The 14467-nt window shown below is 67.6% G+C and carries 15 protein-coding genes; 11 read left to right on the top strand and 4 right to left on the bottom strand.

What is annotated here, in order from left to right:
- Positions 1-50: 50 nt before the first annotated feature.
- The gene (locus CA234_RS15635; RefSeq protein WP_126002154.1) at positions 51-812 is read left to right on the top strand and encodes a response regulator transcription factor; all 762 of its coding nucleotides are present in this window, start codon (positions 51-53) and stop codon (positions 810-812) included.
- On the opposite strand, the gene CA234_RS15630 is transcribed toward CA234_RS15635, so the two are convergent.
- On the bottom strand, positions 804-1208 hold the full coding sequence (locus tag CA234_RS15630; RefSeq protein ID WP_126002173.1) for a MarR family transcriptional regulator: 405 nt from the start codon (positions 1206-1208) through the stop codon (positions 804-806). The two genes, CA234_RS15635 and CA234_RS15630, sit on opposite strands and share 9 nt — an antisense overlap.
- 188 nt (positions 1209-1396) lie before the next feature.
- Here CA234_RS15630 and CA234_RS15625 point away from each other — a divergent pair, with 188 nt between their 5' ends.
- The 3 genes from CA234_RS15625 (at position 1397) to CA234_RS15615 (ending at position 3332) form a co-directional block, all read left to right on the top strand.
- Positions 1397-1816, top strand: coding sequence for an Ohr family peroxiredoxin (locus CA234_RS15625; protein ID WP_126002153.1), 420 nt, complete (start codon positions 1397-1399; stop codon positions 1814-1816).
- Between the two features lie 29 nt (positions 1817-1845).
- Complete coding sequence (locus CA234_RS15620; RefSeq protein ID WP_126002152.1) at positions 1846-2655, top strand: alpha/beta hydrolase; 810 nt, start codon at positions 1846-1848, stop codon at positions 2653-2655.
- A gap of 149 nt (positions 2656-2804) precedes the next feature.
- A complete protein-coding gene (locus tag CA234_RS15615) occupies positions 2805-3332 on the top strand; it encodes a VOC family protein (RefSeq protein WP_125976746.1) in 528 nt (175 codons plus the stop codon).
- A 42-nt stretch (positions 3333-3374) separates the two neighbouring features.
- Here CA234_RS15615 and CA234_RS15610 read toward each other — a convergent pair whose 3' ends face one another.
- Positions 3375-4313: a hypothetical protein gene (locus CA234_RS15610; protein ID WP_126002151.1), complete on the bottom strand. Its 939-nt coding sequence runs from the start codon at positions 4311-4313 to the stop codon at positions 3375-3377.
- Positions 4314-4608: 295 nt separating this feature from the next.
- Positions 4609-5058, bottom strand: coding sequence for a DoxX family protein (locus CA234_RS15605; RefSeq protein ID WP_125976744.1), 450 nt, complete (start codon positions 5056-5058; stop codon positions 4609-4611).
- Between the two features lie 444 nt (positions 5059-5502).
- Between CA234_RS15605 and CA234_RS15600 the strand changes: the two genes are divergently transcribed.
- On the top strand, positions 5503-6870 hold the full coding sequence (locus CA234_RS15600; RefSeq protein WP_126002150.1) for a DUF418 domain-containing protein: 1368 nt from the start codon (positions 5503-5505) through the stop codon (positions 6868-6870).
- Between the two features lie 193 nt (positions 6871-7063).
- On the opposite strand, the gene CA234_RS15595 is transcribed toward CA234_RS15600, so the two are convergent.
- A complete protein-coding gene (locus tag CA234_RS15595) occupies positions 7064-7489 on the bottom strand; it encodes an organic hydroperoxide resistance protein (protein ID WP_126002149.1) in 426 nt (141 codons plus the stop codon).
- A gap of 741 nt (positions 7490-8230) precedes the next feature.
- Here CA234_RS15595 and CA234_RS15585 point away from each other — a divergent pair.
- The 6 genes from CA234_RS15585 to CA234_RS15560 all read left to right on the top strand — a co-directional run bounded on the left by CA234_RS15585 (position 8231) and on the right by CA234_RS15560 (position 14446).
- Positions 8231-8857 carry a response regulator transcription factor gene (locus tag CA234_RS15585; RefSeq protein ID WP_126002147.1) on the top strand — a complete coding sequence of 209 codons (627 nt, stop codon included), beginning with the start codon at positions 8231-8233 and terminating at the stop codon, positions 8855-8857.
- Positions 8858-9375: 518 nt separating this feature from the next.
- Positions 9376-10668 (top strand): arginase family protein, encoded by a 1293-nt coding sequence (locus CA234_RS15580; RefSeq protein WP_241213537.1) that lies wholly within the window; start codon positions 9376-9378, stop codon positions 10666-10668.
- Entirely contained in the window at positions 10661-11710 is a 1050-nt protein-coding gene (locus tag CA234_RS15575) for a hypothetical protein (protein ID WP_126002145.1), read from the top strand. Before CA234_RS15580 ends, CA234_RS15575 begins: the two co-directional genes overlap by 8 nt.
- The gene (locus CA234_RS15570) at positions 11707-12783 is read left to right on the top strand and encodes a prenyltransferase/squalene oxidase repeat-containing protein (RefSeq protein WP_126002144.1); all 1077 of its coding nucleotides are present in this window, start codon (positions 11707-11709) and stop codon (positions 12781-12783) included. Before CA234_RS15575 ends, CA234_RS15570 begins: the two co-directional genes overlap by 4 nt.
- Entirely contained in the window at positions 12780-13583 is an 804-nt protein-coding gene (locus CA234_RS15565; RefSeq protein ID WP_125976736.1) for a phytanoyl-CoA dioxygenase family protein, read from the top strand. Before CA234_RS15570 ends, CA234_RS15565 begins: the two co-directional genes overlap by 4 nt.
- Positions 13580-14446 carry a phytanoyl-CoA dioxygenase family protein gene (locus CA234_RS15560; RefSeq protein WP_126002143.1) on the top strand — a complete coding sequence of 289 codons (867 nt, stop codon included), beginning with the start codon at positions 13580-13582 and terminating at the stop codon, positions 14444-14446. The genes CA234_RS15565 and CA234_RS15560 overlap by 4 nt, the downstream gene beginning before the upstream one ends.
- The last annotated feature ends 21 nt before the right edge of the window (positions 14447-14467 follow it).

Here is a 14467-nt window from a genome sequence, read left to right as displayed (position 1 = left end):
GCATATCCGGCACTCCCCACCCGGGCGCACGTCCTTTGCGGAGTTCCACCATGTACCGCTTTCCCACGCATGCATTTCAGGAACAGGTCCACCGCGCGACCAGCATCGGCCGCATTCTCGTCGTCGACGAAGACGAGCGTGGACGCGACCATATCCTCGCCTATCTGCGCGACCATCGCTGGACCGCGATCGGTTCGGGCGCGCGCGATGTCGCCCACCAGCTGCACAGCCGTCAGCTGAGCCTCGTCGTCCTGAGCGCACGCCTGCGCAGCCGCAACGCGCTCGACGTGCTGCGCGAGATCCGCGGCCGCTCGGACGTGCCGGTGATCCTGTACGCCGATGGCGAGGCCGACAGCGTGAGCACGATCGTCGGCCTCGAGCTGGGCGCCGACGACTTTCTCGCGGGTACGCTCAACCTCGCCGAGCTGGTGGCACGCGTCCGCGCGGTGCTGCGCCGGCAGGAGCTGGGCCGCGTCGTCAGCGCCCCCCTCCGCGGCGGCTATCGCTTCGCCGGCTGGGAGATGCGCCATGCCGAACGCGCGCTGATCGCACCCGACGGCACCCAGATCGATCTCACCAAGGGCGAGTACAGCCTGCTCGCCGCCTTGCTCGAGGCACCCGGCCGATCACTGTCGCGCGTCCACCTGATGCGCGCTACCCGCGCCCACGACGACATCTTCGACCGCAGCGTCGACGTGCAGGTCCTGCGACTGCGCAAGAAGCTGGCGCGGGCGCCGGGCGGCGAGGCGCTGATCAAGACCGAGCGCGGGTTCGGCTATCGGCTGGAGGCCGAGGTTGAATCGCTATTCTGAGAGGGGGTCGGTGTCGTCCATGCCGCGCGCGTACACGGCATCGCGGAGGCGGATGATCCGGGCGTTGAGGTCGCCCAGCGCGCGCACCGTGTCTCCGGACGCCGCGAGCAGCGCCTCGTTGAGGCAGCGCGCCTGCGCCCGCAGCGCGCGCCCCGCATCGGTGAGCGCGACGATCACCTGGCGCTCATTCTCCGGATTGCGCGTGCGCCGCAGAAACCCCGCGGCTTCGAGCCGCTTGAGCAGCGGCGTCAGCGTGCTCGGTTCGAGCGCGAGGCGCTCGGCGATGTGGCCGATCGGCAGCTGGTCGTCGCGCCACAGCACGTTGAGCACCAGATATTGCGGATAGGTCAGCCCGAGCCGGTCGAGCAGCGGCTTGTACAGCCGCTGGATCGCCATGCCCGCCGAATAGACCGAAAAGCAGAGCTGGTGCTCCAGCCCTACCGGCCCTGCCTCCTGATCCGTCACGTCCTGCTCCTCTGGGCACCAATCCGCGAGAATATATATCGCGATAAAAATCTGGTACAAGAGCACGTGAATTAGGGATAACAGTTATCGCGATAACTGTTATCTCGATGGAGGTTGCAATGGACATGCTGTACCAGACAAGCGCCCGTGCTGCCGGTGGCGAGGAGGGCGTGCTGACCATCGCAGATGCCGGCCTGACGTTGCGCATCAGCGCACCGCCGGCGCTTGGAGGCTCCGGCGAGGGGATCAATCCCGAGCAACTGCTCGCCTCCGGATATGCCACCTGCTTCCTGCGTGCGCTCCGCACCGTCGCACGGCGCCGCAAGGTCGCGCTCCCCGTCGACAGCAGCGTCGAAGCCGTCCTTGGCATCGGCCTGCGCCAGGACGCGATCGGGTTCGATCTGTCGGTGGCCTTGTCGGTAACCCTGCCGGGCCTGCCCGAGCAGCTGGCCGGCAGCCTGATCGAAGAAGCCGGCGACATCTGCCCGCTCTCATCCCTCGCCCGCCACGGGCACCGCGTCCAGCTTTCCATCGCCTGATTTGCCAACGAACCGAGAGGAGTAGACCCATGACGACCAACAAGCGCACCTTCATCGCCGCCCTTGGCGCACTCGCCCTCACCGCGGTTGCCGCCGCCCCCGGCGTCGCCACCGCCCGGCAGGCCGCACCGGCGCCGGCCGCTGCCCGCAACGTGGTCCTGGTCCACGGCGCCTTCGCCGACGGTTCCGGCTGGCGCGCCGTTTACGATAATCTCACCCGCCGCGGCTACCGCGTGACGATCGTCCAGAACCCGCTCACCTCGCTGGCCGACGACGTCGCCGCCACCAGGCGCGCGTTGGACCAGCAGGATGGCCCCACCATCCTGGTCGGGCATAGCTGGGGCGGTACGGTCATCACAGAAGCAGGCGTCCACCCCAAGGTGACCGGCCTGGTCTACGTCTCCGCACTCTCCCCCGATGCCGGCGAAACGACGGCCGACCAGTATAAGGGCTTCACCACCCCGCCCGAGTTCGTGCTGAAGACGACGCCGGACGGGTTCGGCTATATCGACCCGGCCAAGTTCCAGGCCGGCTTCGCCGCCGATGCCACCGATGCGGAAGCCGCCTTCCTGCGGGATTCGCAGGTGCCGATCGCGATGGCCTCGTTCGGGGTCAAGCTGCAGAACGCCGCCTGGAAGACGCGGCCGAGCTGGGCGGTGATCGCTACCGACGACAAGGCGTTCGACCAGCGCATGCTGCACAGCATGGCGACCAAGATCGGCGCCGAGGTGACCGAGGTGAAGGCGAGCCATGCGGTGTTCATGACTCAGTCCGCGGTGGTCGCGGACGTGATCGACGGTGCCGCCAAGCACGCCGCGCACAAGCACAAGTCGAACTGAGCGATAGCGGCAGGGAGCAGGCGCCGCATGCTCCCTGCCCGTGCGCGACGGTGCACTACGATCGTTGGGAAACCGCCCCGCTGCGTGACGCAGCGGTAGCCGCAGCGTCCCAGATTCCGTGCTTCCACTCCAGCAGGAAAGCCTATCGCATGACCTCCCTATCTTCGCTGCTCCCGGCGCGGCTCCATCACGCCGCCTATGTCTCTTCCGACCATGAGCGCACCCGCCATTTCTACGAGGACGTGCTCGGCCTGCCGCTCACCGACTTCTGGATCGAACGGGAAGTGCTGGGCGGCGTACCGCATGCATTCGGGCTCGCCTCCTACGGCCTCGCCGATGGCAGTTCGCTTTCCTTCTTCCACTTCGCCGATGCCGAGCTGCAGGCGCGCTATGCGGCCAAGCGGCAGGGGCTGTTCGTCCATCTCGCGCTGAAGATCGCGCCCGAGCAGCAGGCCGCCTTGCGCGAGCGGCTGGAGAAAGCCGGGATCCCCGCCATGGCGTTCCACCACGGCTATGCCCGCTCGCTCTATGTCGAGGATCCCGATGGCCAGACGATCGAGCTGTGCGTCGATCCGGACCATCCCGGCGCCGACACGCGCGAGGCGCCACGCGATGCGCTGACCCGCTGGCTGGCCGGCGACCGCACGGTCAACAATCACCTTCCCCGCGACGCCTGACGCGCGGGCGCTGGGCGGCGGGCTCCGTTCCCGGCCCGCCGCTCAGGATGCCGTGCCCAGCAGCACGGCCACGCGGCGCATGCGCGCGCGGACCGCGGGTGTCGCGAGCGGCCGGTAACGAAGCCGGACCTTCGCGTCCGCACCGCGCACGACGATGGCGGGCCGAACCTTCCAGCGCGATGCAAGCTGCTGCCATGCGACCAATTCGGCGAGGTCCTCCCCCGGCGCAACACTCCCGTACAGCGATGTGAACGGCGTCTGCCGCAGGCCGCCATAGAGCGCCGCCGCCTCGCCGATCGGACGCCTGGCACCACCGCGCCAGGCAATGCTGCCGACCGGGTTCGCCGCGAGGCCCGGGGCCAGCGCCCTGCCCCCCTCTTTTGCCCAGACTCCTTCGCGGAAGGCGTCCCGCGTCGCCAAGCCGAGCACCCCGTCGACGATATGGGTGCTTTCGTGCAACAGGATATAGGGGACCGCAGGCATCTTCCCGGCCTCGATGCGCACCGTGGTGCCGGAGCCGTCGCCCTGGAACAGCCCCGCCTCCTTGGTGGTGAGGAAATCGCTCAGCGTCTCTCGGAACAGGCCAGCGCGAAGCGTGAGGTCGAACAGCGCCTCTCCGCACGCCGCTTCGACGCGGCTGGTGAGCGCGTTGCCCGCACCAGTGGAGGCCTCGATGAAGCTGATACGGCGCAGGTGCCGCCGCAGGATGTCGCGGTGTCGCTGCGGCAGCGCCGCGATCGCCGCATCCACCTGCTGCCACTCGACGTCCGAAAGCCTGTGCGGCCCGACGCCGGTGGCGCCCGATCCCCGATAGGCCGCGAGAACCTCGGACGAAGGCTCCCCCACCCGCGCGCGCAGTGGCGTCGCCGGATCGAACTGCCTTGCACAGGAGGCCGGAGGATCGAGGAGCGGCGTGGCCGATGCCTGGGGTGCGACGCAGGGCGAAGCGATCATGGCCGCAAGAACGAGGCGAAGGTTCATGGCAAATCTCCTGAGCGATCCACTGGAATCATGCAGGTGCCTCTACGCCCGCCGGCCCGGTGCGGCGATTCCGAGCGTCCGGGATCGGCACGACCAGATGCCCATCGCTTCGTCCTCAAGATGTAGGCAGCACGCTGCGGCGGCAAGCGCAGGACGGGTGCGGGACAGCGCCACGATGCGAGCGAACGCCGCGCGGCTGGCAGAATCGGTTGCCCGCTGCCTGAGCGATGCACCGAGGCGCGCCAGCATGCGCGTGGCACGGGCAAGGTCCTGAATCCGCCGGCAGCGGTGTCGATCATCGACGCACCTCCGGTCGACCATGGGCGGGCGGCTTGTGACGGGCGCGGTCCGGCTGCTCCTGGCGGACCGCGAGGACGGCGACGCAGAGCAGGCCGCCGATCAGGCCTAGATGCTCGGTCGAGACGTGCAGCGCGATGGTCCGGAAAGGCTCGTCGGCGATGGCCCAGAACCGGTGGACGAGCAGGATCGTCAACGCGGTGAACGATCCCAATGCGCCCGCACCGAGCCAGGCACCCCGGTCGAGGATGATGAGCGCCGATCCCGCCAGTTGCACCACGATCGTCGCGATATTGAAGGCGACGGCAGGTTCCAATCCGGCGCGCGCCATCTCGACGACGCCGGCGTCGAAGAACAGCAGCTTCGAGACCCCGCTGACCCAGAAGGGCAACGTCAACAGCGTGCGGGCGAGGCATGCCATCGCCGGCGCGCGCAGAAGCTTCGTCATACGTTCGGGCAAGCTCTTTCTCCAGGATGATGCGCGCGACCAGGCGGAGTGACCATGCACGGCCCCACTCTCGACGGCCGCGCCGCGGTTTCGCTTCGCGGTCCGCGCGTGCAATGCGTCCATCAAGGCCGCCGTCGAAGCCATGGGATATTGGGCATGGTGTTGGGCGCAGAAGCCCAGCAGCAGGGCATCCCAAACCGCGCGTCGTATCCCGCGCGGCCGACAGGAATCAGGCTCGGACATGCCACTCGATTGGCCCGTTGGCGCGACGCTCCGACTACCGGGCACGCACCATCGGCTACAGGTGCAATATGGACGCCCGCCGCACCGAAGTGCGCGTGCGCCCACCAAATTCCGTCGGCAACATGATTCCTCGATTTCGCAGCCTGGATGTAGCGCGACCGGCGCCACCACTGCCGCTTCCTCCCAAACAGGATCGTTCGCATGCAGGATGCAACAGAAGGCTCGCGCGCCCGCGCAGCGCAACCGGCTCCCGTACCCCAACGCGACCGGTTGGCGGCATTGGACGTGTTGCGCGGAGCCGCGCTGCTCGGAATCCTCGTGATCAACATTCAGCTGTTCGCGGGGTCACCCAGCGTCGCCTTCAACGTACCACTGCGCGTCATCTCCTCCTCGGGAGAGCAACCGGAACTGAATCTGGTCGTCATGGCGATCCAATGGCTTCTGTTCGAAGGCAAGATGCGCGCGCTCTTCTCGATGCTGTTCGGCGCCAGCGCGCTGCTTCTGCTGCAGCGCCTCGAGCAGCGACATGATGCGGGCATGGCGGCAGCCATCTTCCATCGTCGCAACTTGTGGCTGCTGCTGATCGGTGCATTGCACGGAACGCTGATCTGGAGCGGCGACGTCCTTCTCTTCTACGCGTCGGGCGCCTTGTTGGTGCTGTATCCGCTCCGTCACCTCCCCGGCCGCCGGCTCGTGGCAATCGGATTGTCGGTGGCACTCGTCGGCGGGACGTTCGGCATCTCGCAGGCGATGAACATCCCGGCCTCTTGGGCAACCGCGCAGCTGGAAGCGGACGGACGGGGCGCGCTCGCACGAGGTGCGCTGCCGACGGCCGCACAGCTGGTCGCGCTGCACGCGGCCGAGGCGGCGCGCAGCGCGCAATTGAAAGCACTGGCCACGCCGATGCCCGAGCAACCGCGTTCCTACGTCAGCAGCCTGCCCGCCGCCGCCTATCGGGAGTTCGTCACGAGCATCTTCGCCTCGGGCTGGATTCTCGAGACGCTGGGGCTTCTCATCGCCGGGATGGGCTTGTTCAGGACGGGGTTCCTCACCGGCCAGCTGACATCGGCCACGTACGCGAAGGTCGCCCTGGCCGGATATGGCATCGCCTGGTCGATCGTCCTCGGGGGGTTGGTGCAAGCCTCGCACTACGACTTCAGCAGCAGCGTCACCACGGTCGCGATGATGCTGCCCTACGAGTTCCAAGCCATTCCGGGGTGCCTCGCCAACGCGTCCATCCTCCTCCTGCTGGTACGCCAGGGCGCGTTGATGCCGCTCCAGCGCTGCCTGGCGGCGGTCGGCCGCATGGCGCTTACCAACTATCTTTTCACCAGCATCCTGTGCCGCACGCTGTTCGCCTGGACCTACCTGCTGCCGGTCGACACGCTGGAACACTATCAGATGATGCTGGTGGTGATCGGCGTCTGGACCTTCAACATCGTCTTCAGCCTGCTCTGGCTCCGCGTCTTCGAATTCGGTCCGCTCGAATGGGCGTGGCGATCGCTGACCTACTGGAAGCGCCAGCCGATTGTCCTCGCGCGCATGCGACCGCGCGCGCCCCTTTGCTGAGCGAGCCCTTGTCGTCGCCTGGGGGCCATTCCCGATGCACTGCACTTCATCCTGCGATCCGAGGGCAATGCGGCGCATCGACATTGCGCTATCCACGCGCTGCCGGAGCGGTTGTGCCCGTTCTCCCGAGGCAGGTGAGAACATGCGCGCGCAGCGGCGCCGGCCGGACGTTCCGGTTGCCCGCACGCACGCCTCAGTCGCGAATACCCACGGAGATATCCACTCCGTTCCGCATCAAGTGGGAATAGGGGCAGACCTGCTCCGCCTCCTCCACGAGTTCAGCCGCGATGCTTGGCTCCAGTCCCGGCAAGCTGATCGACAGTGTCACCGCCAAGCCAAAGCCGGCACAGTCCTCGCGCATGCCAATGCCGACCGACGCGACCACGGCGCTTCCCTCCGGGACCACCAGCGGCCGCCGATGGGCCACGAACCGAAGCGCGCTCAGGAAGCATGCCGCATAGCTGGTGGCGAATAGCTGCTCCGGATTCGTCCCGCCGCTGTCGCTGCCGCCCAGCGCGGGCGGGCTGGTGAGCCTGAGCGCAAGCGCACCGTCGTCGATCGTCGCGTTGCCGGTGCGCCCACCTACCACGCGTGCGCGTGTTTCGTAGAGGATCTCCATCACATGCCCTTTCCGGGATCCGGGGGGGCAACGGTGCGTGATGCGTGGTTGCATCCGCTCCCCATCTCCCGGCCCAATGGCCCGATCGCGGGTGGAAAGCGCCGAGCTGGGCCGCCCCCATCGCGGCGGGCTTCCCGGGCGGGCCATCGCGTCCCCTTGCGGCGCAAGCGGGCGATCCTATGCATCTCCGTTCATCCCTTCCTCCATCGACATGGCTTCATCGGCAGTCTGCAGCGGCGCGGCGGGCGGCAAATCCCCGATCGCGGCTAGCAGGCGCCCGCATGATACCGCATCCCAAGATGGGGTATCGCTGCCCTGATCTTTTGGACGGTGCCGACGCGGCATGGTCGCGCTACGCGCCCCGGCGGATCAGGGTGCACAGCAAGAGGCTATTCGGATGTACCGGGAAGCGATGTCCGATGGCCGGCAGCATGCGCGAGCAACCGCGGCGAACGTCCCGCTGGTTTGGAACCGTGGAAGGCAGTGCCTGGTGCTGCGGGACGATGGGATGGGCCTCCCGCCGGAGGTGCTGGCGCAAGACGAACGGCCGCGCCATGATGGATTGCGCCGGATGCGGGAGCCCGCCGAACCGATAGGAGGTCGACTCGTTGTGAACAGTCCGTTGGGCGATGGCACCGAACTGACGCTCGTCCTCCCCGGGCGCGCGGCAGATCGGGACGATCCGGCGCGGCGATTTGGCGTCGATGGTTTGATATGTCGCATCGCCCGGCGGGTACGGCCATGACGTCGAAGCCCATTCGCATCTTGGTGGCAGACGACCATGTGCTGCTGCGACAGGGTATCGCGGGAATAGTTGCGCCTGAGCCCGATCTCGAAATAGTCGGAGAAGCGGCAAACGGTGCGGAGGCGGTCGCGGCATTCGAGCGGATGCGACCCGACATCACGCTGATGGACCTGCAGATGCCGGTTCTGCCTGGAATCGAGGCGATCAGCCGGATCCGTGACCTTGCGCCCAATGCGCGCATCATCGTCCTGACGACCTATCCCGGCGATGTTCAGGCGGTAAAAGCGCTGAAGGCCGGAGCGTACGGATACCTCCTCAAAAGTTCTCTGATCGACGAATTGCTGACCGCGATCCGGACCGTGCATGGCGGCCGCCGGTTCATCCCCGCGGACGTCGCCCAGGAAATCGCGCTACATTCCGCCGAAGAGCCGCTCAGCGATCGCGAGGTCGAAATTCTCACGCTTGTTTCCGCAGGCAAAGCAAACAAGCTCGTGGCCCATGAGCTACGCGTATCCGAACAAACCGTGAAAGCGCATCTGCGCACGATCTTTCAGAAGTTGGGCGTCAGCGATCGAACCCAGGCGGTGACGACCGCGCTCAGGCGAGGGATCATCAACCTTTGACGCCACCGTCGCTTGGAACAGCCGCATTGCGCTGCCAGCTACGGACGGCACCGCCACGCGTGAAAGAGGGCCGCACGGCACTCTCCCCATAGGGCAGCGGCGCGAGCGACAATGCGAACGCTTCGGCCCAGCCTCCGCTCAGCCGCCTTCTTCCGACGCAAGGGCGTCCGGTATCTTGCGCCAAGCGATGATCGCACCACAACCCCGCTTCGGCAAAAGCATCAAATTCGCCGGCACGGCCGCATGGTTCTTGCGGCGCACGCTTCGCAAATCCAAGGAATGATTAGTTCCACTCGGACACAATCAACTTGACTCTCCTTTTTCTCGTAAATACCCTTCCACACAAACATAGCAAGAATCATTTTCATATCACTTTTCTGTCAAAAAATTGCCAGACTGTGATGCGCTGCGTACAAATCGGTCGCCCGTTTTAATGCCGCATTTCTCGCACATTTACAGATATTATCCGTAAAAGCGAAATACTCGGTCGAGGCGTCAGGATGAATCCCTTGGCAGATATGGTCGATACCGTGTTCGTGACCGTGCCCGGGTTGCGCATCATCGATAGAGGCGAGACGATTTCGGTAGCCAATCTGGCGGCGGGCACCGAGAAGAGCTTCCACCGGGATATAGTGGAACTTCTCGAATTTTTCGCGCGACCCAGGCCGCTTCATGAATGGTTCGGACGGGCGCAGGCTCAGGCGCGAGACGTGCCGACGGCGATCCGCCACGCGCTGCTGGTGGCGGCGGACCAGCTACTCACCCAGACCGCCGCCGCAATTGGCGGTCCGCTGACCCTGTCGAAACTCCTCGAACCGGGAAGCAAGCCCGACATCGTCCTCTTCGGCGCGCCGACCGATGTCGCATCGAGCGGTCGCGGTGGTGCACGTGCAGGCCCGTCCGAGATACGCCGCCACGCGCAGGTCCCGTTTGCCGCGCCTTCCGCGGCGGCTGGCAAGGACCGCGTCTGTCTCGATTTCGAGATGCGTCGATCCTATGCTGCCTCGCTTCCATCGGTCGGGGATCTTGGCGACGTCGCGGGACTGGTCGGCGAAGGCATCGCCAGCTATGGGCCGCGCCTCTCGCTGTTGAGCGAGATCCTCCTGTCGCAGGGCAGCGTGCCGGCGATGCTCGGCGGGGATCATTCCTGCACCGCCTTCGCGATCGAGGCGCATCTTCGCCACTGGCCGGCGCTGGGCATTCTCCATTTCGACGCGCATCACGATCTCTGGCCGCCCGCGGGCGCACAATTTCACTATGTCACGCACGCCAACGTGTTCCACCGCGCGCTGGCACGGCCGAACCTGCGCGTGTTGCGGCAGTTCGGGCTGCGCACGTTCGAAACGGCCGCTGCCGCCAGCCTGCACCACGACCCTCGAGTCGATTATGTCAGTGCGCGCGAACTGCGACAGCTTTCGACGGATGCGGTTTTCGCCGGCCTGCCGCGGGACATTCCCTATTATCTGAGCTTCGACATCGACTGCATCGACCCGATCCATGCGCCGGAGACGGGCACCCCCCTGCCCGGCGGAATCAGCTATCACCAGGCGCTCGACCTCATCGACGCGGCGGCACAGCGATTCCGGCTGGTCGGCTGGGACATCGTCGAGGTGGGACAGGCCGAGCGCGCGACCAACGGCGCCGCACTTTGCGCTGCGGGGCTGCTGCGCCGGTTGCTGCTTGCCGGCGTGCCCTTCGACCCCCTCGCCTCCTATACGCGGCGAACGACCGGTCCGGCGGAGGGGGCGACGGGAAGGACGGCGCCCACTGCGACGTCGGTACCGTCGCTGGAGCCTGCCGACCATGCATAGCCTGACCGCAGACCCCGTCGTCGAGCAGGGCAGCCTTGCCGCCGCGTTCGACCAGATCGCGCCGCTGCTGCCACCGCTGCTGATGTCCCCGACCAGCTTCGACCATAGCCGGCGGGTCGGCGCGCTGTTCCCGCTCCACGCCGTCCAGTTCTTCGGGTTCGAATGCCGCCTGGGGGAAGGCGCCGCGCAGTCGACCGATTGCGCGCTGAACCTTTCCCCGAAAGGGGCACGGCTGCTGGCAGCCGATGCGATCGGCTCGGGCACCGGCACCTGGCAGCGCATCGGCGGTTTCTATCGGCGCTGGCAGCAAACCCATGCCGATCCCTTTGCCGATGCCGCCTCGACCTGGCTGGAATTCGATGCGGGCGAGGCGGATCCCGCGCCGAACCTGCTGTTCGGCTATTGGCCCGACGAGCCGCAGACGGCGCGCCCCTGGGACTGGATGCAGCACACGCTGTTCCCCGAACTGTTCGACGGCGCGTACAGTGCGGCGCTGCACGACAGCCTCGATCGCGCCTTCCGCGCCTGCCCGGCGGGCACCGGGGATTTCCAGATCGGGGTGATGCTGAGCCGGCCGATCCAGGCGGTTCGCCTGTGCATCTTCGACCTGCCGCTCGCCGCCGTGCCGGCTTATCTCGATGCGATCGGCTGGGCCGGGGATCGCGCCGCGCTCGACCATTGGCTGGCGGCGCTGGCGCCACATTGCGATTTCATCGGCCTGCACTTCGACATCGCCGCACAGGCGTTTCCGCATATCGGCATCGAGCCGAACTTCCGCTCGGGAAGCTGGTCGCGCCAGCCGCATCGCGAAGGTCGCTGGGCGGGGATCTGGCAGGCGCTGTCCGACGGCGGCGTGCTCACGCCCGCCAAGCATGCGGCGCTGCTCGACTGGACCGGGCATCAGCACGTCGTGCTGGACGGGGTGCCGCGGTTGCTGCTGCGCGGGCTGAGCCATGTCAAGCTGGTGCTGGCCGGGGATGGCCGCGCCCAGGCCAAGGGCTATTTCGGCATCGCGCTGCGCGACGTGGAGCAGGGCGGATGACGGCGCTGCTCGATCGGCAGGCGGACATCGGCGCCGCCGCAGCGCGTACCGTGGATTTCCTGCTGGCGCGGCAGGATCCAGGCGGCAGCTGGCGCGACTTCCTGCTGCCCGCGGGTCTCAGCGACAGCTGGGTAACCGCCTATACGGCCGAAGCCCTGCTCGGCGACGGAGAGGATACGGCACCGCGCGCCGCGGCGGAGCGAGCCTGGCGATTCCTGCGGGAACACAGCCTGCCAGAAGGCGGCTGGAGCTATAACCCAGGCGTCCCTGGCGATGCCGATAGCAGCCTCTGGGCCCTCCGCCTCGCCGATGGGCTGGCGCAGGCGGAATCGCCGACCGCGCGGCGCGGCTTTGCGTTCCTGGCGCGCCATGTCCGGCCCGATGGCGGACTGGCCACCTATGCCGATCCCGCCGCCATTCGCGGCTATGTCGGCCTGCCCGCCTTCATTTCCTTTGACGGCTGGACGCAGTCGCACGCCTGCGTTTCCGCCGCCGGCGCGCACCTTGCTCCGCATGCGGATACGCTCGCCCCCTATCTGCTGGACCGGCAGGCGGACGATGGCAGCTGGCCCGCCTATTTCTGGTTCGACCGCGAATATGCCACGAGCGAGGCGGTGCGGGCACTGGCCAAGCTGGACGCCACGGCCCACCGCCCGGCGATCGAGCGCGCGACCGGCTGGCTGATCCGCCGGACCTCGCTGTTGGCGGCGGCGCAGGGCGCGATCCGTCCGGCCTTTGCCCTTGCCTGCGCCACCCATGCGCTCGCGGAAGCATCCGATCAGGCGGACGCGCGCCGTGCCGCCCGCGCCGGTGCCGCTGCGCTCGCCGTGTGGCAGCGAGATACTGGCGGATGGGGGCCGACCGCCCGGCTGCGGGTGCCCCCGCCGCACGCGATCGACCCGCCCGAGGACGTCCGTTGGACGCGCTGGCAAGGCATGCCCGCGGACGCACCGGCATCGCTGGAGGGGCTCGCCGCGACCTTTACCAATTTCAGCCCGGACCATCGCGGCATTTTCGGCGCGGCGACGGCGCTGCGCGCGCTGCGGGCGGTCACCAAGGGAGCAGCCGCGTGACCGCCGCGACGCTGCTCACGCGCGCGACCGACACGCTCGAGATCGGCACCTTCGTCGATCAGGGCCATTGCATGCTGCCCGGTGCCGCGCCGCGCGAGGCCGTTCTCGCCGCAGCAGCACCGCTTCGTGCCTATGTCGCCCAATGTCATGCCGAGCTCAACGGGTTTGAGCGGTCGCTGGGGGCAAGCGCGACCCGCACGGTGTTCAGCCTCGCCGCCGCGCCGGCGGCGGTGCGCAGCCTGGTCTGCGCGCCCGTGCTGGGCAGGATCGCCGCGCAGGCGCTGGGGGCGCCGGCGGTGCGCGTGCTCCACTTCAACGGCTTCTACAAGCCGGCCGGGGGCATGGCGACGCCCTGGCACCAGGACATGGGCTATATCCCCCTCGCCTGCGATGCCGTGGTGACGCTGTGGCTGCCGCTGGTGCCGGTTGGCGAGGACAGCGGCGCGCTGACCTTTGCCAGCGGTTCGCATCGCGCGGGGCCGATCGACCTCGCCGGCATCGAGACCCGCTATCCGCTTTTCACCAATCCGCCGATGCAGCCCGGCGACGTCTCGCTGCACAGCGGCTGGACCGCGCATCGCTCCGCGCCGAACCGGTCCGACCATCCCCGCGAGGCGCTGGCGATCAGCTATTTCCCCGATGGCGCGCTGGTCCGATCGGCCGAAGGCGGCCCGCCGATGATGGCGAGCCTGCTGGCAGCGGCACTGGGCGGCCTGGAACCCGGTGCGCCTGCCCGCGGCGACGCGGTTCCCCTGGTCTATCGCGACCCCGATATCGAAGCTGGAGGAGTGAGATCATGACGCTGCTCGTGGACCCGCCGCCCCTCGACGGCACGTTCGCCCTCGCGCCCGAGACGATCGCCAGCTTCCAAAGGGATGGCCATGTCCTGCTCCGCAACGTGCTCACGCCCGACGAGATCGCCGCCTATCGCCCCGCGCTGAAAGCGGCCGTCGCCCGCTCGAACGACGACCAGCACGCGATGGAGCAGAAGGTCGCCGGCAATGGCAAGAACTGGATGTTCGTCAACAATCTGTGGACGCTCGATCCGGTCGCGCGGCTGTTCGTGCTGGCGCCGCGGCTGGGGGAGATCGCCGCCGACCTGATGGGTGTCGATGCCGTCCGGCTTTTCCGCGACCAGAGCTATTTCAAGGGGCCGGGCGGCGCCAACACGCCGTGGCACCAGGACGCCTATTTCATGCCGCTCGATACCGATCAGATCGTCACCATGTGGATCCCGCTGACCGACATCGTGCCCGAACTGGCGCCGATGAGCTATGTCACCGGCTCGCATCGCCACGGCTTCATCGCGCCCTCGACCGGCGACGACGAAGCGATGGACGCGTTCGAGGCGGACATGCGCGCGCGGGGGCTTGCGATCCACAATTACGGCCGGCTCGACGCGGGGGACATCGCCGTGCACTCGGCCTGGACGATGCACAGTTCGCGGTCGAACACCGCCGAGCAGCTTCGGGAGGCGATCGTGATCGTGTTCTTTGCGGATGGCGCAAGGCTGGCAACCGAGCGGCCGATGACCCGCGATGCCCCGCCGCAGGACTTTTTCGCGCGGCTGATCCGCAAGCAGAACCGCGACACGTCGCTACCCGGCCTCGCGCCGGGCGAGATCGCCGCCGGCCCGATGACGCCGCTGGTGTTCGCGCGCTGAACGACATCCGGACCATCCATA

The organism is Sphingomonas sp. ABOLE (genome assembly GCF_003950455.1).
GTDB classification, from domain to species: Bacteria; Pseudomonadota; Alphaproteobacteria; order Sphingomonadales; family Sphingomonadaceae; genus Sphingomonas; species Sphingomonas trueperi.
The sequence above is the reverse complement of the archived record's forward strand: the minus strand, read 5'-3'. Positions and strand labels throughout refer to the sequence as shown.